This window comes from Pedobacter sp. NJ-S-72 (assembly GCF_053890575.1).
The window spans coordinates 2,064,951-2,086,159 of sequence record NZ_CM132681.1; the positions used below are offsets into that span (position 1 = coordinate 2,064,951).

At 35.2% G+C, this 21,209-nt stretch carries 30 protein-coding genes and 2 pseudogenes; 15 read left to right on the top strand and 17 right to left on the bottom strand.

Translation table 11 applies throughout. The features are described from left to right. The first annotated feature begins 33 nt into the window (after window positions 1-33). The gene (locus ACWYN3_RS13775) at window positions 34-603 is read left to right on the top strand and encodes a glycosyltransferase family 2 protein (RefSeq protein ID WP_456221660.1); all 570 of its coding nucleotides are present in this window, start codon (window positions 34-36) and stop codon (window positions 601-603) included. A 324-nt stretch (window positions 604-927) separates the two neighbouring features. On the opposite strand, the gene ACWYN3_RS13780 is transcribed toward ACWYN3_RS13775, so the two are convergent. Both ACWYN3_RS13780 and ACWYN3_RS13785 read right to left on the bottom strand, forming a co-directional pair. Continuing rightward, on the bottom strand, window positions 928-1,464 hold the full coding sequence (locus tag ACWYN3_RS13780; RefSeq protein ID WP_456221661.1) for a glycosyltransferase family 2 protein: 537 nt from the start codon (window positions 1,462-1,464) through the stop codon (window positions 928-930). A 472-nt stretch (window positions 1,465-1,936) separates the two neighbouring features. Beyond that, a complete protein-coding gene (locus ACWYN3_RS13785) occupies window positions 1,937-2,662 on the bottom strand; it encodes a glycosyltransferase family 10 domain-containing protein (protein ID WP_456221662.1) in 726 nt (241 codons plus the stop codon). Between the two features lie 131 nt (window positions 2,663-2,793). On the opposite strand from ACWYN3_RS13785, the gene ACWYN3_RS13790 reads away from it, so the two are divergent. From ACWYN3_RS13790 to ACWYN3_RS13800, 3 genes are read left to right on the top strand one after another with little or no spacing between them, the layout of a single operon-like run. Next, window positions 2,794-3,003: a glycosyltransferase gene (locus ACWYN3_RS13790; protein WP_456221663.1), complete on the top strand. Its 210-nt coding sequence runs from the start codon at window positions 2,794-2,796 to the stop codon at window positions 3,001-3,003. Beyond that, window positions 3,000-3,437, top strand: a complete 438-nt coding sequence (locus ACWYN3_RS13795) for a glycosyltransferase family 2 protein (protein WP_456221664.1) — start codon at window positions 3,000-3,002, stop codon at window positions 3,435-3,437. The genes ACWYN3_RS13790 and ACWYN3_RS13795 overlap by 4 nt, the downstream gene beginning before the upstream one ends. Window positions 3,438-3,476: 39 nt before the next feature. Beyond that, window positions 3,477-4,157 carry a glycosyltransferase family 2 protein gene (locus ACWYN3_RS13800; protein WP_456223002.1) on the top strand — a complete coding sequence of 227 codons (681 nt, stop codon included), beginning with the start codon at window positions 3,477-3,479 and terminating at the stop codon, window positions 4,155-4,157. A 22-nt stretch (window positions 4,158-4,179) separates the two neighbouring features. Here the strand turns inward: ACWYN3_RS13800 and ACWYN3_RS13805 are convergent, their stop codons facing one another. Further along, entirely contained in the window at window positions 4,180-4,890 is a 711-nt protein-coding gene (locus ACWYN3_RS13805; RefSeq protein WP_456221665.1) for a hypothetical protein, read from the bottom strand. A gap of 133 nt (window positions 4,891-5,023) precedes the next feature. On the opposite strand from ACWYN3_RS13805, the gene ACWYN3_RS13810 reads away from it, so the two are divergent. Beyond that, window positions 5,024-5,674 (top strand): glycosyltransferase family 2 protein, encoded by a 651-nt coding sequence (locus ACWYN3_RS13810; RefSeq protein WP_456221666.1) that lies wholly within the window; start codon window positions 5,024-5,026, stop codon window positions 5,672-5,674. Window positions 5,675-6,153: 479 nt separating this feature from the next. Here the strand turns inward: ACWYN3_RS13810 and ACWYN3_RS13815 are convergent, their stop codons facing one another. Next, the gene (locus ACWYN3_RS13815) at window positions 6,154-6,834 is read right to left on the bottom strand and encodes a glycosyltransferase family 2 protein (RefSeq protein ID WP_456221667.1); all 681 of its coding nucleotides are present in this window, start codon (window positions 6,832-6,834) and stop codon (window positions 6,154-6,156) included. Window positions 6,835-6,962: 128 nt separating this feature from the next. Here ACWYN3_RS13815 and ACWYN3_RS13820 point away from each other — a divergent pair, with 128 nt between their 5' ends. From ACWYN3_RS13820 to ACWYN3_RS13865, 10 genes are all read left to right on the top strand, one after another. Next, window positions 6,963-7,220: a hypothetical protein gene (locus tag ACWYN3_RS13820; RefSeq protein WP_456221668.1), complete on the top strand. Its 258-nt coding sequence runs from the start codon at window positions 6,963-6,965 to the stop codon at window positions 7,218-7,220. A 22-nt stretch (window positions 7,221-7,242) separates the two neighbouring features. Then, a complete protein-coding gene (locus tag ACWYN3_RS13825; RefSeq protein ID WP_456221669.1) occupies window positions 7,243-7,938 on the top strand; it encodes a glycosyltransferase family 2 protein in 696 nt (231 codons plus the stop codon). Between the two features lie 82 nt (window positions 7,939-8,020). After that, entirely contained in the window at window positions 8,021-8,767 is a 747-nt protein-coding gene (locus tag ACWYN3_RS13830) for a glycosyltransferase family 2 protein (RefSeq protein WP_456221670.1), read from the top strand. After that, complete coding sequence (locus tag ACWYN3_RS13835; protein ID WP_456221671.1) at window positions 8,712-8,966, top strand: glycosyltransferase family A protein; 255 nt, start codon at window positions 8,712-8,714, stop codon at window positions 8,964-8,966. The genes ACWYN3_RS13830 and ACWYN3_RS13835 overlap by 56 nt, the downstream gene beginning before the upstream one ends. A 59-nt stretch (window positions 8,967-9,025) precedes the next feature. After that, entirely contained in the window at window positions 9,026-9,382 is a 357-nt protein-coding gene (locus ACWYN3_RS13840; protein WP_456221672.1) for a hypothetical protein, read from the top strand. A gap of 11 nt (window positions 9,383-9,393) precedes the next feature. Beyond that, window positions 9,394-9,693 carry a hypothetical protein gene (locus ACWYN3_RS13845; RefSeq protein WP_456221673.1) on the top strand — a complete coding sequence of 100 codons (300 nt, stop codon included), beginning with the start codon at window positions 9,394-9,396 and terminating at the stop codon, window positions 9,691-9,693. A 213-nt stretch (window positions 9,694-9,906) separates the two neighbouring features. Beyond that, the gene (locus ACWYN3_RS13850) at window positions 9,907-10,173 is read left to right on the top strand and encodes a hypothetical protein (RefSeq protein ID WP_456221674.1); all 267 of its coding nucleotides are present in this window, start codon (window positions 9,907-9,909) and stop codon (window positions 10,171-10,173) included. 110 nt (window positions 10,174-10,283) lie between these two features. Then, a complete protein-coding gene (locus tag ACWYN3_RS13855; protein ID WP_456221675.1) occupies window positions 10,284-10,544 on the top strand; it encodes a hypothetical protein in 261 nt (86 codons plus the stop codon). 454 nt (window positions 10,545-10,998) lie between these two features. Beyond that, on the top strand, window positions 10,999-11,250 hold the full coding sequence (locus ACWYN3_RS13860; protein ID WP_456221676.1) for a hypothetical protein: 252 nt from the start codon (window positions 10,999-11,001) through the stop codon (window positions 11,248-11,250). Between the two features lie 245 nt (window positions 11,251-11,495). After that, entirely contained in the window at window positions 11,496-11,747 is a 252-nt protein-coding gene (locus ACWYN3_RS13865; protein WP_456221677.1) for a hypothetical protein, read from the top strand. A 54-nt stretch (window positions 11,748-11,801) separates the two neighbouring features. Here ACWYN3_RS13865 and ACWYN3_RS13870 read toward each other — a convergent pair whose 3' ends face one another. The 13 genes and pseudogenes from ACWYN3_RS13870 to ACWYN3_RS13930 all read right to left on the bottom strand — a co-directional run bounded on the left by ACWYN3_RS13870 (window position 11,802) and on the right by ACWYN3_RS13930 (window position 21,124). Then, complete coding sequence (locus ACWYN3_RS13870) at window positions 11,802-12,938, bottom strand: S8 family serine peptidase (RefSeq protein WP_456221678.1); 1,137 nt, start codon at window positions 12,936-12,938, stop codon at window positions 11,802-11,804. After that, window positions 12,935-13,348, bottom strand: coding sequence for a hypothetical protein (locus tag ACWYN3_RS13875; protein WP_456221679.1), 414 nt, complete (start codon window positions 13,346-13,348; stop codon window positions 12,935-12,937). Before ACWYN3_RS13875 ends, ACWYN3_RS13870 begins: the two co-directional genes overlap by 4 nt. Before the next feature lie 4 nt (window positions 13,349-13,352). Continuing rightward, on the bottom strand, window positions 13,353-13,463 hold the full coding sequence (locus ACWYN3_RS13880) for an FKBP-type peptidyl-prolyl cis-trans isomerase (protein WP_456223003.1): 111 nt from the start codon (window positions 13,461-13,463) through the stop codon (window positions 13,353-13,355). Beyond that, entirely contained in the window at window positions 13,444-13,656 is a 213-nt protein-coding gene (locus ACWYN3_RS13885) for an FKBP-type peptidyl-prolyl cis-trans isomerase (RefSeq protein WP_456221680.1), read from the bottom strand. The genes ACWYN3_RS13880 and ACWYN3_RS13885 overlap by 20 nt, the downstream gene beginning before the upstream one ends. 51 nt (window positions 13,657-13,707) lie before the next feature. Beyond that, window positions 13,708-13,752: pseudogene (locus ACWYN3_RS13890) on the bottom strand (hypothetical protein); the annotation flags it as partial. Continuing rightward, window positions 13,749-14,873, bottom strand: coding sequence for a hypothetical protein (locus ACWYN3_RS13895; protein ID WP_456221681.1), 1,125 nt, complete (start codon window positions 14,871-14,873; stop codon window positions 13,749-13,751). The gene ACWYN3_RS13895 and the pseudogene ACWYN3_RS13890, both read right to left, overlap by 4 nt. Before the next feature lie 238 nt (window positions 14,874-15,111). Then, a complete protein-coding gene (locus tag ACWYN3_RS13900; protein ID WP_456221682.1) occupies window positions 15,112-15,927 on the bottom strand; it encodes a hypothetical protein in 816 nt (271 codons plus the stop codon). 123 nt (window positions 15,928-16,050) lie between these two features. Further along, on the bottom strand, window positions 16,051-16,458 hold the full coding sequence (locus tag ACWYN3_RS13905) for a RagB/SusD family nutrient uptake outer membrane protein (RefSeq protein ID WP_456221683.1): 408 nt from the start codon (window positions 16,456-16,458) through the stop codon (window positions 16,051-16,053). Then, window positions 16,427-17,423 (bottom strand): annotated as a pseudogene (locus tag ACWYN3_RS13910) (RagB/SusD family nutrient uptake outer membrane protein). Before ACWYN3_RS13910 ends, ACWYN3_RS13905 begins: the two are co-directional and overlap by 32 nt. 57 nt (window positions 17,424-17,480) lie before the next feature. After that, window positions 17,481-17,768 carry a hypothetical protein gene (locus tag ACWYN3_RS13915; RefSeq protein ID WP_456221684.1) on the bottom strand — a complete coding sequence of 96 codons (288 nt, stop codon included), beginning with the start codon at window positions 17,766-17,768 and terminating at the stop codon, window positions 17,481-17,483. Continuing rightward, window positions 17,744-19,438 (bottom strand): hypothetical protein, encoded by a 1,695-nt coding sequence (locus ACWYN3_RS13920; protein WP_456221685.1) that lies wholly within the window; start codon window positions 19,436-19,438, stop codon window positions 17,744-17,746. Before ACWYN3_RS13920 ends, ACWYN3_RS13915 begins: the two co-directional genes overlap by 25 nt. Next, window positions 19,438-20,898, bottom strand: a complete 1,461-nt coding sequence (locus tag ACWYN3_RS13925) for a carboxypeptidase-like regulatory domain-containing protein (protein WP_456221686.1) — start codon at window positions 20,896-20,898, stop codon at window positions 19,438-19,440. The genes ACWYN3_RS13920 and ACWYN3_RS13925 overlap by 1 nt, the downstream gene beginning before the upstream one ends. Window positions 20,899-20,947: 49 nt before the next feature. Further along, a complete protein-coding gene (locus tag ACWYN3_RS13930; RefSeq protein WP_456221687.1) occupies window positions 20,948-21,124 on the bottom strand; it encodes a hypothetical protein in 177 nt (58 codons plus the stop codon). Between the last annotated feature and the right edge of the window lie 85 nt (window positions 21,125-21,209).

A 21,209-nucleotide genomic window follows, 5' to 3' on the forward strand; every position in this document is an offset into this window, starting at 1 on the left:
AACGATTTCTAAATTGACAACAAATAAATCATTATGAAACAACCTTTAGTTAGCTGTATTATGCCTACTGCAAACAGACATAAATACATCCCTTTTGCTGTAGATTATTTTTTACAGCAGGATTATCATAATACTGAATTGATAATTATTGATGATGGAAAGGAGTCAATCGAATCTTTACTGCCTAATATTCCCAACATCAGGTATTTTTACGCACCGCCGATCGGTACAATTGGCCTAAAGCGCAATTATGCTTGTGAAAAAGCTATCGGACAGATCATTGTGCACTGGGATGATGATGACTGGTATGCTCATGACTGGGTTAGCCAGCAGGTGAACTTTCTGATCAGTTCGGGTGCTGATATCTGCGGAATCAGACATATTCATCATTATGCTGCGATCACGAATGACTTCTGGCAGGGAGATGCACTTAACCGGAATAATCCAATTCTAAGCCTTTCCTGGCAGGCGCGACGATGGTTTACTGGAAAGCTTTCTGGGAGAAACATCCTTTTAAAGATTTGCAAAAGGGTGAAGATGAAGGTTTTGTACAGACTCCCGGGGCTAAAATATTTGCTCATGATTATATTGACGGGTTTATAGCCATGTTACATCCTGATAATACTACAGTTAAACCATTTGAAAACCGAACTCAAAAAAAAAAAACTACTAATATACTATTGGGAATAATTGCGAATTACCACCTGTTATCGGTCTTGTATTAATTATAATGGGCGTAATTGTAATTAACTTATTATCAAAAAACTCGGGGCATTAACTGCTGGAATCACACGCAGGTCCAGCCAGCCATTGTGCGGTGATTCCATTTTTTCTCAAGGTAAAAGAATTCACTGGAGGCAATCGCCGCCTCTTCTACCTGGTTGTCTAGTGTACAGCTGTCCAAATGATCTACTACAGCTGAAGAAACTAGAGCATGTCTGAGTTTCGCGCAGCTAAGGTATTTGCATAGTCGTTATCGGCACACCAGAACTGGTAATTTTCATCCAGTTTTCCGGTAATTCTAAAAACATCCCGTTTTAAGAAGAGGCACCAGCCTGCGACTTCATATCTGCTCCGGTATCCTGGATATATTCCATTATTTTCCTCAAATCCCATTTTTGGATGATGAAGGGAACAGAAAGGAGAAGCACTGGATAAGTCATAATATTTATGAAACGCTTTTAATATCTCAGAGGCCCAACCTACATGAAAGCGCAAGTCATTGTTACACAGGCATACGTATTTTGAAGAAGTCATCTCAATTCCCATATTCATATACCGATGATAACCAAATCCCTCTTCAGGATAAATAGTTGTAGTGCCATGGTATTGAAAAGGTTCCAATTCTTTGTGTGATTCAATAACAACCACATTGAATTTAATCTCTTCTTTATTTTCAGAAGTTATTAATGAACTGATGCATTGTTCAGTAATTAATTTTAATTTTTCGTTCGTTCTGTGCAAAGCTTAAAATAATGATATCAATTTCTGTCTTGCTCTTCATAAATAATTCCATTTGACTTCTTTTCATGGGTGTTGATTAGATGTATACCTGTATTTATAATAACAAGTTACAAACAAAACCATCAGGTAATCTACATTCTTGAATTTCGGGACATTTGGCCCGCTCAACCGAGCCTTCAGTTAATTAAATTTATTGTTATGGCAAGGCTTATCAAAATCATCTTTTTTTTATTACTGTGGGCAATAATCGCAGATTTATGCCTCTTTGTATATAGAATAGATCAGCAGCGGGCATCTCATAAAAAGGTAAACCCGCATTCTGTCTATTCAGGCTATTAGCCGTATATAATTTCTTTTAATTTCGTGTATAAGTTGTACTTTTTGAAGTATATTTCTTTGTTTACTCCTGCTCCTGGTGCCGGATAATGAATTATATTTTCAAGGTCCTGAAGAATTGTTTCGCTGTCAAGGTCTATCGTTCTGTAATATAACGTGAGTCATATACATCTGTGAGATTCGGCGCTCCATTATATATAGGAGTAGTATTACATAAAACACAGTCTACGAACTTTTCAGTTATATAGTTTTTTTCGTTTGAATTTTCCATAGCAATAGAATATTCGTAGGGTAATAAGCCTTCGTGTTTATATTTTATTTCACCTTTATACCTGCTATCCCGGATACTTAACCCTCTTCCGTAAATGTCAATATCAAAATCAGAATTAAGGATCTGAACGAGTATTTCGATTCGTTTATGGTAATTAGCCCGGCTAAAATATAATCCCGAAACTATCATAGATAGTTTTTTTTCTTTTTTAATAAGCTCCGTATCGTTATAAAAGGAATAATCAACATGATCATGGTAAAACATAAATGCAGGAGATTCGATGATCTTCCCTCCTAGTTTAACCAAGTTGGTTTGTTCGAATAAGTCTGGATCATGGACAATAATATAATCACTGTTTGTTAAAAAATGTTTGCTCCCGTGTGCATCACTCCAGGATGGTTCCTGAATTACAGTGATGATTTTGGCTTCGTGTTTAATCGAATCATTTGCCCGGTTAAATACTACTGCGAAATCATAGTCATCACCTGTGGTAAAATCCAGCATGTCATCATTTATGATATAATTTGCCTTGAATCTTTTTAATAGGTTTTCGGAAACTTCGTAGTCGGAGAAGAATTTTATTTTCATCATTTTATAGTTCTTTAGCTTATTCCTAAGTTAAAAATTAGCTCTTTGAATAGTATCAGCAGCAGGATTATGGGACTTTTGACCCTATCATTAAGAATGAATCCTTTCTAAATTGTAATGAAAAACGAACCAAGATGAATTCACCATTAGTATCCTGTATAATGCCTACGGCGAACAGAGAAAAGTTTATCCCTTTTGCTATTGCTTATTTTATGACTCAGAGTTATCGAAATAAGGAGTTAATTATTATAGATGACGGAAAAGAATCGGTAGCTCATTTAATACCTAAACGTCCCGAGTATCCGTATATTTTTATACTGATCCAATTGGGACTGTTGGCTTGAAACGTAATTATGCTTGCGAAAAGGCACAAGGTGAGATTATAGTTCATCTGGATGATGATGACTGGTATGCAGAAGATTGGATCAGACAACAGGTAAATTATCTTTTAAGCTCCGGTGCAGATATGTGCGGCATCCAGCATATCCATTATTACTCTATTATTATGGATAAGCTATATACTGTGATCAGACAATATGCCGATGGATCAAATCCGATGGATTGGGTGGCTGGAGGAACATTGGTTTACTGGAAGTCATTCTGGGAAAAACATCCTTTTAAAGACTTACAAACAGGAGAAGATGATGACTTTATTCAAAAATCAGGGGCCAAACTTTTTGTACATGATTACAGAGATGGCTTTGTTGCCCTTCTGCATCCTCATAATACAGTAATCAGAAGTTTTGAAAATCCTAAACACAAAGCGTTAAAATCATGAAGATCAAATTATCACACCGCGCTAATTTCCTGTATCTGTATTACGCAGAACAGGCCCTCACTCCTGCTTAAGGCAATAGTCAGTTTTGATACTCAGAATTATCCGAACAGAGAGCTGGTTATTTCGTATCCTAAACATGATTTAGAAACAAAAAAATTGATTGATGATGTTTTAGAAGTATCTAATCTTAGAATTATCCGCGTAGAGCGGGAAGGCGATGAATCATTAGGCACAGCAAGAAATCATGCAATTCAGAATTGTAATGGAACTTATATTTGTTTGTGGGATGATGACGATTGGTATCAAGCCAGAAGGTTAGCACATCAGTATAATACAATGCAGGTTAACGCGCAATTCCGGGAAGCCAGTATTTTGACAAGGGTGATGTTATTCGATGCGACTACGCAGCAAGCTTATCTTTCTTTCCCCTATATGTGGGGCGGAAGTCTATTGTGCAGGAAAGATCACATTTTAAAACATCCATTTTCGAATAGTGATGTCGCTGAAGATGCCCCGATTATTAAGTACCTGGAATCCAGCAAGCTCATGCACTATATTGCGGATAGTGCTTTTCTTTATCTTTATGTATATCATGGTACAAATGCGCTGAGTCATTTCCATTTTTCTTACTATTTAAAGAAAAGTGAGCTGCTGGATCAGAATAGTACGGACTGGATTCGCAGTCTTTTAGATACTAAAGTGGAGGTGTTACCCTCCTAATCAACAATATGTGCCGGCTTTATCATTTCAGGCGCGTTGCCCAGATTGGATAAGGCTGGCCCTCTCTGATAAAATCAAGGAAATAAGTTTCATCAGGAATAACTTCTGATTTATAGGTTTTACGAATGATACTAAATACACTTTGATCATGACGGTGATCAATAAATTCTTCATCCTGGATGGTATTGTCTTTATCATCTGTAAACAGTAAAGGATTTTCACATAATGCACCATACCACTTGTTTATCAGCATGGTGGCGTGAGTGCATTTTCTTAGCATAACCACTGTGGCCATGAGCTGGTTTGAATGAATCAGGTCTTCTGATGACTGAAAGTGGCCGAAGACTTCTTGTTTGGTATATTCTATTTCTTTATGAGGGAGTTCAAAACTGATACAGCCGGTTTCTGTTTCATGTAACAGTTCAATATATTCTGTAAAACGCTTTTCGCCATTACTGTTGATCATGCATCCGGCATCACAGTAAATCAGGATATCATTATCTGCTAAGGATTCTAATACTTTTTGAATAAAGTAAGGTTTCCAGATCCAGTAGCCTCCTCCTCTTCTCTGGTTAAGGACATGTCCAAAATGTCCTTTAAATATAGGTTCAATATCCTCAGGGCTGAAGATGGTCACTTCATCGAAGAAAAGCGAATCAAGTGCTGTTTGTTTAAAAAACTCTCTTTGTGAGGCATATTTAGCATCACCGTAACTGATTAAATGTATTTTCATAATGATGTTGAGTTCATTTACAACAAGTTACACAAAATAGAAAATCAAGTTTATGAGTAGAGGTTTTGGGACTTTTGACCCTGTTCTTAGCAAGAGAACCTACTTAAATTAGGAATACTTAAATTTTAAACATATGATGAATCAACCACTGGTATCATGTATTATGCCTACTGCCAATCGGCAAAAATATATTCCTTTTACTCTGAATCATTTTTTAGATCAGGATTATCCAAATACAGAACTTATCATTATAGACGACGGGAAGGAATCTATCGTTTCCTTATTGCCTGATGATTCTCGTATAAAGTATTTCTATACAGAACCATTAGGTACTATTGGAGTTAAAAGGAATTATGCATGTAACAAGGCAAAAGGAGAAATCATCATGCACTGGGATGATGATGACTGGTATGCACATGACTGGATCAGTAAACAAGTAAACTACCTAAAAAACTCTGGATCAGATATTTGCGGAATAGAGCATATTCATTTTTTTTCACCTGTTACAGATACCTTATGGGTTGGAACCGCAATGAATAGAAATAACCCTTCGAGTCCCGATCAGTGGCTAAATGGAGCAACCCTTGCTTACTGGAAATCATTTTGGATTAATCATCCATTTAAAGATTTACAGACTGGAGAAGATGATAATTTTATTACGAAATCAGGAGCTAAAATTTTTGCCCATGAATATATTGATGGTTTTATCGCAGTCCTACATCCATGTAACACAACAACCAAATATTTTGAGAATCCCAGACATAAAATGCCTAAACAACTTTAGACACTTTTAGCCCTAACAGGGACAGCGTTCAACCTGTAGATTGGTCCAACAATTATATTTTCAAGGGAATAATTAAAAACCCTAAACAGAATAAGCTAAATTAAAGTTTTTAATTGTTTTTTGATCTATTAAATCAATCTTCATTATGTCTTTTACCTACCATAACCGATGTTGGTATGCTTATACCTTTGGAGATCCCATTACTTACATCCAGTTACATAAAAACAAATTCAAAACTGCCCGCGTTTCTTACAGGATGCTGCATATGCACCATTTATTCCTGCTTGCAGACTTATTCCTCAATCACCTTTATCTGTTAATATGCAGCAATATATCATTGATGCAATAGTGACATCCTTTCCGCAACCTCCTGTACCCCCAAGTTGTAAATATTTTGTTTACATAAAAGAATGCTAATTGGTAAAAACACTTTCATTATAATAAAACCCAGTCTTCACCTGTTCTATATTTCCATTTTTTCAAAAAAAATAAGTTGTTTCCTTATTGGTCAGTTCTTCCTGCCTTTCTTGTGTCTGGTTATGCAGAGTCCTATTTTCTAAATGATCCACAAAGGATGAAGTAACCAGGATATGATTTAATTTTAAAACCCAAAGCGTATTTGAATAATCATTATCAGCACACCAAAACTTATAATTCTCATCTAATTTTCCAGTTAAACGTAACATATCCCGCCTAAAGAAGAGGCACCAACCGGCTATCTCCCCTCTAATATGATATCCCAATTTAGGACCATCATTTTTTTTAAAACCCATAGTTGGATGATGTAATGTACAAAATGGAGATGCGCTGGAAAGATTATTAAACTGAACAAAAGGTTTAAGAATTTCTCTAGCCCAATTTGGATGAAATATTAAATCATTGTTGCATAAACAAATAAAGGGAGACGAAGTTAATTCAATACCCATATTCATAAAACGATGATAGCCAAACTCCTTGTCAGGATAGATAGTCAAAGTATTTTCATACTGATAGGGTTTCATTGATTTTTCAGACTCTATTACAATTACATTAAACTTGATTTCTTCCGCATTTTCTGATGCAAATAAGGAGTTGAGACAATTAATTGTAATAGTTTTTAAAGCCTCCGTTTGTGCATAGCTTAAAATAATAATGTCAATTTCTATTCTTTCTTTCATCATTTATCATGTTTTCAACAAGTTACTAAGAAATCAAATCCATGAATAGCTCAAACTGATTTTGGGACATTTGACCCTAAAGGCTAGGTCATGTTTTGGCTAATTTTAGCTAAACCTTAAAATCTTAGATTATGGCCAGATTGTGGTATACATTTATTGGTGGAAATGATCCAACTAATTTCTTAAACTACTATAAGATATCTGTTAAGCATGAATGCCTATGCGGCAATCAAATCTGTGCAGTTTACGTGGCGGGTAATGGTAATTCTCACCCCGACACGAATTTTTCTCAGAATATACAACAGTATATAAAGGATGCACTTTCAACTGGTCAAATACAACCAGAGATTCCTTTCAATACTAAAAAATATGTTTACCTGAAATATTAAATTCTAAATTAACTGTTTTTCCATGAATTCAACTTACCCCATAATCTCCTGTATATGTATCACTTATAACAGGCCGTTTTTGCTCCAAGGAGCTATTCATTGTTTCGAAGCACAGAATTATCCAAATAAAGAATTAGTCATTTCTTATCAGGTAAATGATGCACTTAGTAAACAAGTAATAGACGAATTGTCATATAATGAAACTCTAAAAATAAAATTAATTGAACGCCCTATCGACGAATCCTTAGGTAATGCAAGAAATTACGCAATAGCAAAATGTTCAGGAGATTATATTTGTATGTGGGACGACGATGACTGGTATCATCCAAGTAGATTATCTTTTCAATTCAATAGCATGCAGATTATTGGACAACGTTATCAGGCGAGTGTACTTTCACGCATTCTGCTCTATGATAATACTTCAAAAAAAGCATATTTCTCCTTTCCTTATACCTGGGATGGTACAGTCTTATGCAGAAAAGAAATATTACTGCAAAACCAATATGCAAATAGTAACCGTGGAGAAGATACACACGTTATTACATTTTTATCAGGAAGAAAATTGTTGTACCAGATCAATGATTCACCCTTTCTATATGTATATATCTATCACGGTACAAATACCTGGCACTATAAACATTTTGAATACTTCTTAAACAAGAGTGAATTGTTAAGTGAAGAAGTAACAGCAAGTATTCGCAAAATGATTAATTATTAATAACAACTCTATTTTAAAGAGACTTTTGACCCCATTCACCAGTTTCTTTTTTAATTAATTTTATTTCCATTAAAATAAGCTTATGATAAAATCACCTCTTGTGTCCTGTATTATGCCTACAGCTAACAGACAAAAATTTATTCCTTTTGCAATAGACTATTTTTTACAACAGGATTATTCCAATGCAGAACTAGTTATTATAGATGATGGAATTGAATCTGTTGCTTCACTGGTTCCGGATAATCCAAAGATTAAATATTTTTATACTGAACCCCTTGGAACTATTGGTATTAAGCGTAATTATGCCTGTGAACAAGCATCAGGAGAAATAATTATGCATTGGGATGATGATGATTGGTATGCTCCGGACTGGATTAGCAGATTAACAAATGCACTATTAACTTCTGAAGCAGATATAACAGGTCTGAATCGTGTTGTTTTCTATTCGCCATCAGTAGATAAACGATGGATGTACGAAGACAGTGAATTGGACAAACCTTGGCTATGTGGTGCTACAATGACGTATATAAGAAGTCTTTTTGGCAACAACATAAATTTATTGATATACAAGTCGGCGAAGATTATGACTTCGTCTGGAATTCGGGAGCCAAAATTTTTGCTTTGGAATACACAGAAGGATTTGTTGCTCTTTTACACGCACACAACACAAGCATTAAACCAATCGAAAATCCTAAGCATAAAAAACATGCTACCAACTGGAAAGAACCCAATAAAGAAACGGAACCATGAGTACTCCATATGTATCGTGTATTATGCCAACAGCAAACCGACCAAATTTCGTCGCATTAGCTGCAGAACATTTTCTTAACCAAGACTTTAGGAATGCAGAATTAATTATTATAGATGATGGAAAAGAATCTGTAAGATCGGTATTACCTAATCATCGGCGTATTAAATATTTTTATACTGATCCTTTAGGTAGCATTGGTAAAAAAAGAAATTTTGCCTGTAAAAAAGCCTCTGGAGAAATAATCATGCATTGGGATGATGATGATTGGTATGCATGACTGACTGGATTAGCCAGTCGGTTAATTTTCTACTTCGGTCTGATGCTGATATTTGCGGTTTGAAGCAGATTGTTTTTTTTTCTCCACTGGTCGATAAATTTTGGAAGTATCCTATTGAGGAACCTGACCATCCCTGGTTAGCAGGAGCTACGATGACTTATAGAAAATCTTTCTGGCTAGATCACCCATTTAAGGATTTACAAATTGGTGAAGATTATGATTATGTATGGAATACTGGTGCCAAGATTAGTGCTTTGGATTATTCCGATGGCTTTATTGCCACACTACATAATTCAAATACTACTTTAAAGCCTTTTGAGGATCCTAGACATAAAAGGCAATATGCAAGTAACCTAATGGATGTTCAATATAAGGGAGAAACCGAAAACCCTAAACAGAGTAGGTATCATCATTAACAATTTATTCTATGCCTTGGTATCAATTTATTAACAATGAACTGGATATCTGTGATCCAGATAGCTATACTGTTCTGGAAAAAGCACCTGAAACAATAGATGGCCCGTATTTATCTGCCATTTTTGCTGATGAAATTCCCAATGATCCAGAGCGCAGACCAGATCTTGAAGGTACTCCTGGTCTATTATTCTATATAATAAGGGCATTAGCTAAAGGCAAAGGTCAGCCTGCCTCTAATTTCCCACCTGTACCATTAGAGGTAAGGATGTCAGCTCATCCTTCCGCTGGTATTTCCCGGCAAGACTTTTAGCTTAACTAAACAAGAATTATGAGTCATCTGACCCACAAATAGCCATGCTTTTTGGGCTATATTGTGATATAAGACAACCGCAAAAGTGTTGCTTGCTATATTTATGATTATATAGATATTCTCGAAACACAAAAAGGGAGAAGCCGAAAACCCTGAATATAGTAGGCTTAATTTAAAGTTTTATGATACTTTTTGATCTATAAAAGTATCCCTATGTTATGGCTAGAAATTGGTATGCATATCTTGGTGAAGGCAACCCAAACTTTAACAAGTTCTTATGGAAGAATGACTCTTCTTCCTGGATGTTTAAATGGAAATTCAGTATGTGCAATAAATGCGACAGGTAGTGCTGACACTCCAGATTCGCCTCTTTCATTGAATTTAAAATCTTACATTATAAATGCTCTAGGAACATTAATCGCTCAGCCGCAAGATAGCGGAAAGACTAAAAAATATGTTTATATGAGACCTTTAAAATAAAACAATTATTCTTGAAAGAAATAAATGGGGAAAGCTGAAAACCCAAAACAGAGTAGGCCCGAATTTAAAGTTTTATGATACTTTTTGATCTATAAAAGTATCCTTATATTATGGCTAGAAATTGGTATACTTATGTTGGCGGTGCTTTAGGAGACCCACGTCTTTCGAGTGGCTACAGTCTTCTTACAACCAAACCCGCATGCATGAGTGGAAATATTATTTGCGCAATTTATACTGGTAATGGGGACATCTCCCCTACAACACCATTATCACTTAATTTACTGAATTATATTAGTAATGCAAATGCTTCGGGTGTGCCAGAGCCACAGCGTCCACTGGGGGCAAAAAAATTCGTTTATTTGAGACGCTAATTATTGAATTCTCACTCAATTATAGAATGAAATTTTTCTGTAATTGAGTATTCCTTTATTTAAAATCAGTTAATTGAGAATAAAACTATCAATTCCCGTATTTCGAGGGGCTTTTATATTTCTATCCCATATAAATTCATAATAACAATCAGTAATACAGCACATTATACTGATTAATTTTTTTTTATTATGCGACTTTTGGCCCTGTAAGACAAGAGGTATTTGAGCTAAATTAGTACTATGTTTAATGAAGGACATATACTTATTGTTAGCTCCGGATATGGCAATAAATAAGTTATGAGTAAACAAAGTTGTCTGCAGCAATCAGTTTATAATAACCCAACATGCACCTATTGAACCAGAGAAAAGGGAGAACCGAAAACCCCGAATAGAGTAGGATTAAACTTAAAGTTTTCTGATGCTTTTTTTTGATTTATAAAAGTGTCCTTATATTATGGCTAGAAGTTGGTATGGATACCTGGGTACTGGTGATGTAACTGATCCAGGAAATTATTTTCTTACAAGTGTTAAACCATCTTGTATAACTGGAGACAATATTTGTGCAATTTATGCTCCTGAAGGTGGTGCACTTCCATTGGCACCATTTTCTGCAAATATTCTAAAATATATTGCCGATTCGTCAACTGGTACAGTTGCAAGACCAAACTTACTGGGAGCTAAGTTTTATCTTTACAAAAAAGATTAATTTTTTGTAAAGATAAAATACAGGAAGTGAAAACTTCCTGTATTTATACCTCTATCGATACATTTCATTAAATGAATGATTTCTATCTCAGTAGGATTAGTAACAATTGTTCTGAATCGAGATAAACTCCAATCTATTCTTCATTTAGAACCAACAGAAAAAAGGGAAAAACCGAAAACCCTGAACAGAGTAGGATTAAATTTAAAGTTTTCTGACGCTTTGATTTATAAAAGAGTCCTTATATTATGGCTAGAAGTTGGTATGGATACCTGAGTACTGGTGATGTAACTGACCCAGGAAATTATTTTCTTACAAGCGTTAAACCATCTTGTATTACAGGAGATAATATTTGTGCAATCTATGCTCCTGAAGGTGGTGCACTTCCACTAGCACCGTTTTCAAAACGCATGTTACAATATATAGCTGATGCATCGACTGGTACAGTTGCAAGGCCAAACGTAGCAGGAGCTAAATTTTATCTTTACAAAAAAGATTAAATTTCCAATAATTACATAAGGTACGGAAATATAATATTTCCGTACCTTATGTAATTATTGCCTTTCATCATTAATTCTGGAGGCGAGCTGTATGGCATTGTATGCATTAACTACTCCCCCAGACAAACAAACTGACGAAAAACTCAAACTATTTCCACGATCATCTCTCACTGAATGATTAACTTTCGCTACTGAACTCATAATAATAAATTTAACCTGAGATGCATTAAGCTTAGGGTAATAAGACCAAATTAAAGCTGCTAATCCGGAAACTACCGGAGCCGCCATACTCGTTCCATTTTCATTCACATATTTATCTCCTGGAATAGTAGAATAAATATCAACCCCAGGTGCAAATACATCGACTACTTTACTCCCATAATTAGAAAACCAGGCAAGAAGACTTTCATCATCTATCGCATTTGATGCGCCAACCTCTATCCAATTTTCAGCCTTCCCCCCATGAAGATAAAATCGACTTGGAAAAGTTGCAGTTGCTTCATCGAGCAGTTGTCCTTTATTTCCTGCTGCGTGTACAATAAGGATGTCTTTAGACATTGCATAACGTACAGCTTCATCTACCGAAAACTTATCTGTGGAAGAATTTTTACCTGAACTAATGTTAATTATTCTGGCTCCATTATCTGCTGCATATCGAATTGCAGATGCAACATCTTTGTCTAAAGCATCTCCATCGGGAATTGCTGTTATTGACATAATTTTAGCGTCTCTGGCTATTCCTTTTATCCCAATTTCATTTTCCCTGTTTGCAGCGATTACTCCTGAGATATGAGTTCCATGAATTGCATCTGGTCCTTTTACATCATTATTACCATAAAATTTCATTTGATACTCTTTGTTTGATGCCCGGGGATCATAATTAAGATTATACATATAATCCTTTAGTACCCTATATCGCTTATATTTATTTTCAAATTCATTGATGAAATTGCTATCTGCTTTTAGTCCATTCACCATAACCATCAGAACATTAGCTTCAGCGGCCGTACTATACTTATAATTTCTAAATTCTCCAATCGTTGGTTTTTGCTTTCCGATAGACTTAATAATATTTCCCAATGTACTACGCTGCCTTTCCATTTCTAAAATTGCCTTATCAAGTGGAACTAATCTTTCTACTAATTGACTTCTTAAAGCCTTTGTCTCAGAGGATTCAGGATTTAACTTCAAATTACTACGTAATAAGCGAACCAATCTAAATTATCGAAATGAAAACTACCTTTAGATGAACCTAAAAAATTCCATCCATTTATATCATCAATATAACCGTTCCCATCATCATCCTTGCCATTTCCAATAATTTCTTTGGGGTTTACCCAAATGGATGATTTCAAATCTTCATGATAAATATCTACCCCGCCGTCAATAACAGCCACAACAACGGGCTTAGCAATTTTATTTTTCAACAATTCCACATACGCTTTTTCCGTACTTATACCAAATAAATGACTTGTCTGCAGATCCAAATTCTGCCAATCTTTTTTAGTTTTTTCAATTTGTTGTGCTTTAAGTAATAACGGAACAAAAAACAGCAAACATGCAAGTTTTAAATTCAGTAGATTTTTTATAATAATTATCATCAGCTTAGGGTAAGATTTGCAATATTTCTATTTCGAAAATGAGTGTGCTATTTGGTAGAATAGTTCCTTGATTTGTATGGGATTCATAGGCAAGTTCAGAAGGAATATATAATATCCCATTTTGATCCCTCCCGCATAAGTGGCAATGCTTCTTTCCATCCTTTTATTGTATTTCCCACACTTATGTCAGCCGGCCTACCTTTTTCATTAGTACTTTCAAATATTTTCCCATTGACTAACATACCTGTATAATTCACTTTAACTTTAGAATTGGTCTCAACTTTATGTCCTACCCCTTCTTTGATCACTTTATACTGTAATCCTGATTGTAATACAATTACACCTTTCTGCTTTTTATTATTCGCCAGGAAGATCCTATTCTCTTCTATTGTGGGATTACTTATTTTTTTTTTTGTGCGTCTTTTTTCACTTTAAATTCAGCCTGTTTTAATGCATCAACTAACAGGCCGCCATCAATCTCAGAAAAGACAAATTTATCGACTTCCTTTTCCTCCTCCTCCAAATCATAACCATAAAGCTGTAATGCTTTTCGTATGGCTGGAATATCAGTCCACGATTGGATATTTAAATTCAGTTTTTCTTCGCTTTTACTTTTATTAAATACATAAGGATTCTCTGCATGTTGATTAAGTTCATAACTCAAGGAAGACAAACTGTAGGACTTTCCCTCTAACAATTTCGCTCCCCCTCCAGTTTCTTTTTTAACTAGATTTAAGACCTTTTCTCTCCTTTTTTCCCATCGTACATTTAATCCTAATAAAGCATTCATATCGTTAATAACGCTTTTCGCAACTTCATTATCAGTTTGTCCGGTATCAGGATTTTGTGATTCAAAACAAATTCCATGAAGACGTAACCAATCTTGTCTATAGCCAAATGCACGGAGATAAATATATTTTGATTTATCACTAACATCCCATATTACTTGGTTAGGATCAACTATATAGGATGGCTTGACAAGATTCTTAAGTTCAACAGCATGGTTCCAATTCAATACATAAGCCGCAAAAATAGATTCATTAAGAAAATAAGTACGAATAGTTTTTTTCTGTTTGTCTCTTATAGTTCCAACACCGCCTGCAATCGCCTCAGATTGAATCTTTTCAAGATAACCACAAATTGATGCATATTTCAAAATTGTATTACTGGTATCTATTTGGTTATTATCCGGGCTAAATAAAGGTTGAGTAGAGTTGTATACATAATAGTCATACTTGACAGGCCAATTGACCTTTACTCCACTTAATACCTTCTGAATATTGTTCTCATCAACATATTCAGGCTCTGTTATACCAATAACTTTACCTTTATAAATCCAAACTTCATGCGGAACTGAACGGTGTTTGAAGTAACTATTCAATACCTTATCTTCTACTACCGAGGGAATTGATAATTCCTTAGTGTATTTGTTGGTTTTCCAAAAATTTAACACCAAATTTTCTTTTTCTTCTGTTACAGGAAGAATCTTAATACGATCCCCAAATCTTTTTTGCAAATTTTCCATTTTTGGTAACGCTGCAACACATCCAGAACAACTTGTAGCCCAAAAGTCTATAATTAATAACTGTTTATTAAAATCGGCTATTCTTGCTGTACGTTTATTGATTGAAATGTATAATCTTCGGTATCAATATCTCAGGCACTGTATCTCCCAATTTAAGATCTTGTAGTGATTGCTGCGCAATTGTGCTATTAAATACAAATAACAGTAATAAGATCAATTTATATTTATAATTCATTTTCTACTTTATTTCAGTTATAACAAACATTTCTACTTCACGCTTTTCCTCTTTTAAATCTAAATCATAATGTTGCAACGATTTACGAAGGGTAATCAAATCTGTTAAAGAATCAATTCGGAGGTCCAGATCTACAGGCCCGGCATATCCGGTTTCGTCAACCATTGGAGCAAAGCCAGCATCATAAAGTATTGATCCTAACCTATCTAATGTAAAATTATTTATATACCCCTGGTTAGTATACTTTCGCTCACCCTTTCCTAAGCTTTTTATTTTATCAGAGTTAGAAGTACGTACCAAAACCAAAGCGTTGACTATTCGCTTTTTCAACCCAAATTCTACCCCAAATACCCGCGACAATTCTTTATTTATAATATCAAAACTATCAATTGATCCCATTGGAATTAAGAATTCAAAACAATAAGCATTTTTGCGCATCCATTCTTCTTTTGAGCCTTGAGAAGGATCGTACAAGTAATGAGAAGGATTTTTTACCTCTAAAATCACTTTATTGGGTTTATAGAATCCATGCGTAAATATATCTTCTAATGACAAATTATATGCATAATAACGGTTAGTACCATTACTGGTATCTATAGAATTTGAAAAGTTCATCAATCCTCTGATTGACTGCACTCCTTGCCGATAACCAGTAACTACTGAAAAACGAAGTAAACGGCTAGTATTTCTTCCTTGCTCTGGATTAAATTTAAAAACAGGTTTCCTCGGGTTAAAATCGAATAGTGGGTTTCTATAAGAAATTGACATGGTGTCAATATCCTGTGCACTTGCAGAGCATATATCTATCAATACAATCATTAGTACAATTATTGATTTAATATTCATTTTATCACAGTAAAAGGGAAGCTAATAATAAACTCTTATCCGATGGTTTAGAGCACATCGAACAAGAGCTAGAGAATTTTAATTTACTATCGTTATTTAACGAGGATTCTGTGCTATAGGGCTATTGCTGATAACTTCTTGTGGAATAAGCAAAGTGTAGCGCAGGTCGTTAGGGGGTAATGTGTATGTAATCCCCTGTGCAGTTCTGCTTAAAGTTTTCGAGAACTTGCTATCCTTATTCAGCCTCCGCAGATCACTCCACCGTAACCCACGCATGGTCAACTCTTTTCTTCTTTCGGTAATTACTTTTAATAAAGCATCATCTGCGGTAGTAGCCACGATATCGACATATTTCCCTGTTGACCACCTGCTTTTAAGCAAGACATTTAAATCATTTATAGCAGAAGCAGCATTACCAACTCTGGCATAAGCTTCTGCACGAATCAGATAAAGTTCATCAACTGCAAGCCCATCAAAAAAAAGTAGAAGCAGTTGTTGGTTCATAATTCCCCGTAAATCTATATGTTCCATCAGAATTAGATTTAAACAATACATTCTTTCTTAAATCATTATTTTGATACGATGCTATTAAGCCTAAATCTATTCGCGCAAGATTATTGCCTTGATACAATGGATTTAATGCTATATCCGGTGCCATAAGTGCATGAAAAATCACCTCCTTATTGAATCTTGCAAAAGGTGTATCGGATCCTGTACTTAATGTATTAAAGTCAATTAGCTGGTTATTTATCTGTAATGCTGCATTAGCATTGATCAATGCATTAGGATAGTCTTCCATTGATAAAAACACACGTGCTAACATTGCATACGCAGCAGCTTTATTAGGTCTTGTTTGAATACTAGATGTTGGTTGTAATAGACCGGCAGCATCTTGCAAATCCTGAATGATACGCGCATACGTTTGTTCTACAGTACCTCTATCAGATTTATCATTAATATCTGAACTTAAACGCAGTGGAATACCAGGATTCTGACTTGCAGTATTAGTAGAATATTGTGTGTATATATAATTGAGCAACCTGCCAAAAAGCAAAAGCACGATAAAAAAGTGCCGATCCCATCAAAGTATTTATAGTAGTTTGATCTGCTGTTCCTGATTTAAGTCTTCCTAAAGTTTCAATTACTACGTTAGCAGAGAAAATTGTTTTATATGGGGTTTCCCATTGAGGTACAGCTCCAGGACGAGCTGCCGAAGGAGACCATGTGTACAAATCCCGATCTGTTTGAGTTAAGTCATTTAATAAAAATCCAGCATCATTTAAATAATAATCATCAGCAGATGCTTCTCCATCACTTGGATAACCAGTATTCATGTAAGCATAATTATCCAGCAAAAGTTGACAATCTGCCGGCGTTTCTAGAAAATACTGGCTACTGGATTTTTTGATATCAACATATTTCTGACACGATATATTTGTTATAGTAAGCAAAGAGATAAAACCTGGCATTATCAATTTACTCCAAAGACCTTTATTAAGTAAGATTTTTTGCTTCAATTCTTTAATTTAAAAGTTAGCACTTAAGCCCAGAGAATATGTACGAGGAACAGGATAATCAAATACATCAGGGTCAAGTCCAAGCTTATTTGCTCTCCATATAATTCCAAGATTTGTGACATTAGCATAAATTCTGGGATTTTTAATAAACCAATTCTTTTTATTAATTGTGTAAGCTAAATTGATTCGTTGTAAACGAATATGATCAGCCTTAAGGACATTAATCTCTGAACTAGCATAGAATGCATCTCTAAATGTATTAACTGGATAAGTTAAAGAAGGAACGTTTGTATGCAATTCATCTCCGGGCTTTTGCCACCTCTGGTTATACTCTGCACCTTGTAGTACATTGGAATTATACATTTCAGAATAAGAAACAACATCTGTTGATGATCTTCTAAAATAATAGCCAAGTTTAAAAAGTAAGTTTGCACTGATCGAGAAACCACCATAGCTAAATACATTATCCAGAGAACCAAAGTATACCGGAACCGCCGTCCAAAATAATGTGCAGTGGATGCCGGAGCGTTCGAAATTGAAGTATAAACAGTACCTGCCGTTGCTGAAGTCAAACTGACAACCTGACCATTGAGGTATCCACGGGGATCACCAGTGTTGGGGTCTAATCCAGCCCACTTAAAACCATATAATCTAGAAAGATCAGCTCCGGTATTAAAGGATGAGCTTGATAATGCCTGAAGCGCAGTAGTTGATTCTCCTACATACAGCTTAGTCACTTTAACCCGGTTATAACTAAAATTGAAATTACTTGTCCAACTGAACAAACCACTCTGAATGTTTTGCGAATTCAGTGTCAGATCAATCCCCCGGCCAATAAGATTTGCAGTATTTATATTAAGAATACTAAAACCAGTAGATGGATCCATAGGGGCTGTAGTCAATAAATCGGAAGTTCTTTTTTCATAATATTCCAAGCTCCCGGATAACCGATTATTACGGAGACCAAAGTCCAATCCAAAATTCAAAACACCTGTTTTCTCAGGGCGCAGATCACGATTAGGGACCCCCTGAGTATCACTAATATCAGAAGAAAATAATCCACTTACAGCATTCTGTTTAGGTGGAACAGACAAAATTGCTCTTGAGCCAATACGAGGATTAACATTACCATTATACCCGAATGTTGCACGTAATTGTAATTTAGGTAACCACAAAAGCTGATAGAATTTTTCATTTGCTATATTCCAGCTAGTTCCCAAAGAGTAAAAAGGTGTACCTCCTCTGTTAGTCCCTGAACCAAATTCACTTGAAATATCCTTACGAACGCTTCCTGATATTGTATAGCGTCTATCATAAGTATAGGCTGCATTGGAATATAGAGCATAAGTTCTAATTTTCAGATCAACTAGAGTAGGGGAATAAAATGGAACCAGGGCTACAGGTATACCGATATCAGGATCACCAAACAGCCTTCGAACGTTAGTTTTATAACTTAAATTATTATTAACAGCCAATGTATTTTCATCATATCCATAGTATGAATGAATCTGTAAAAAAGAATAGTATTGAGAGACGTCCATACCCGCAATTGCATTGATTATATTTTTATCGTTCCATGACTTATTGATATTTAATTTCGCCTTAAGCACTTGATTATTAGATTTTGTAAATGACGGCTTATATATTCCACCTACAGGGATATTACGAGTAAAAATGGTTCCAGGAGTAGTATATTGATTAATCAAATCACGCATGTAGTACGAATTCTGACCCCACAAAATATTAGTTTCATCATAGCTCCTGTTATAATTGTATGCAATATCTGCTGAAAATATGCTACTTAATTTGTATAAAGCCAAAACACCTAAATTTACTCCTTGAAGATTAGTTTTGGCATATCCCTCTTTGATATCATCCAAAGGTTTATAGTAAGGATCCAGAATATTGCTTCCATAAGTTGAGGCAAGTAAATCGACAAACGCCGGTCGATAACTCTTAGGTACCACTAAGGGATTCCCATTGTCATCAGCCAACGCGTATAAGGATAAAAAGTACGATTTGTAATTCCAGATATAGTATTTTGACCAGATTGGTCACTTCTTCTCCTTAAAAAATAGCTTACATTTGCTTGAACCTCCAAATTTCTCAGAACATGTATAGATGTATTATAGGTTAATGAAAGTTTATCCTGGTTTGATTGAATCGTATTATTTTGTGTTCTGTCATAACCTCCAGATAACCTGTAAGCAACATTTTTAGAACCACCATCTACCCCCAAAAAATAACTTTGTGTAATTGCAGGGCGAAGAATATACTTTTCATAATCATTCCTTATGTCGTTACCTCTCAAAGCGTCTATCTGTGCCTTTGCATTATCGGCGGTTATTTGTCCTTGTTTCTGTTTAAACAATATCTCCGCCACAGGGGAACTAACAGTCTGAGCTTGAGTAATAACAACAGGATTGAAATTAGTACCTGCCGCATTAAATTGATAAATCTGTGCATCAATAAAATCAGATGTACTCATCTTCTTTTTGTAAAACAAATCAAATTTATCCGTGATACTTAAATTAGTATTAAAGGAAACATTGAGTGCTTTTTGGTACGCTCCTCTTTTGGTTTTGACCACAATTACACCATTAGCAGCTCTGGAGCCCCAAATCGATGCGGAAGCAGCATCTTTTAAGATAGTAAGACTTTCAACATCGTTCGGATTCACTTTATCAATTGAATATGGACTGGGGATCCCATCTATTATCACTAATACTTCACCCGTATTATCAGCTTTGTTATTAACAGGTTCTAATGTGTTTTTTCCTCTTATTGTTAAATATTGTACTGAAGTTCTACCACTAGTTGTTGTAGCACTGGCCGAATTGGTAAACTGATCCTGATTATTAAAATTCATACTAGTTGTAAGGCCTTCTAGCCTTTTAATCAAATCCGGACTTGTACTATACTGTAACTGCTCCTTTGTAATAACATCAAATGACCCAGTAGCACGTTCTTTTGGTAAATCCTGATACCCCGTACTTACAACATTCACCTCACCCAGGGTATTTACACCCGGGATTAATGAGACACTAATCTGCTTATCCGGATCTAATCCTGTCAAAGTCAACTCCTTATTCAAATATCCCAAATACGAAATTTGCAATGCCCCTTTTTTCGGTCCATATATTGAAAAGTAGCCTTCTGAATTTGTTTTAGTAACTTTATTACTTGCCTTTACTCGTACCGTAGCATTTGGCATTGGTTTACCAGATTCATCAATAATTTTTCCTTTGTAAATAACAGAGTCTGCGCGCTCAAGAGGATTGTTAGAAACTAACTTCTGCTTTCTTACAATAACGATAGTGCGTTCATCACTTGTAAAATCCAAATTCTGGCCAGCAAGACAAGCCCTCATAACCTGTTCAATTGGAACCTTTACAAATTTTACCGTGATCTTTTTTTCAGCATTCAATTGACCAGGTTGCCATAAGACATCATAACCAGTCTGTTTTTTGATCTCTTTAAATATTTCTTTGATTTGCGATATTTTTCTTTTCCAGGCTCACTTTTTGCCCATAAGCCGTTGCATTTACCTGCATTACACCCGCAATCAATAAAGAAATAATCAGTCGTATGACCCATAGAAATTTACGCAGGTTACCTGGAAGGTATCCTGGGAATTTAGTATAAAATTTCATATTTTTGTTCGCTTGGTTTGACTACAAAGAGAAATACTTGCAATGCGAATCTCTTTGTATAGGTTAGGTTATTCAATAATTTAAC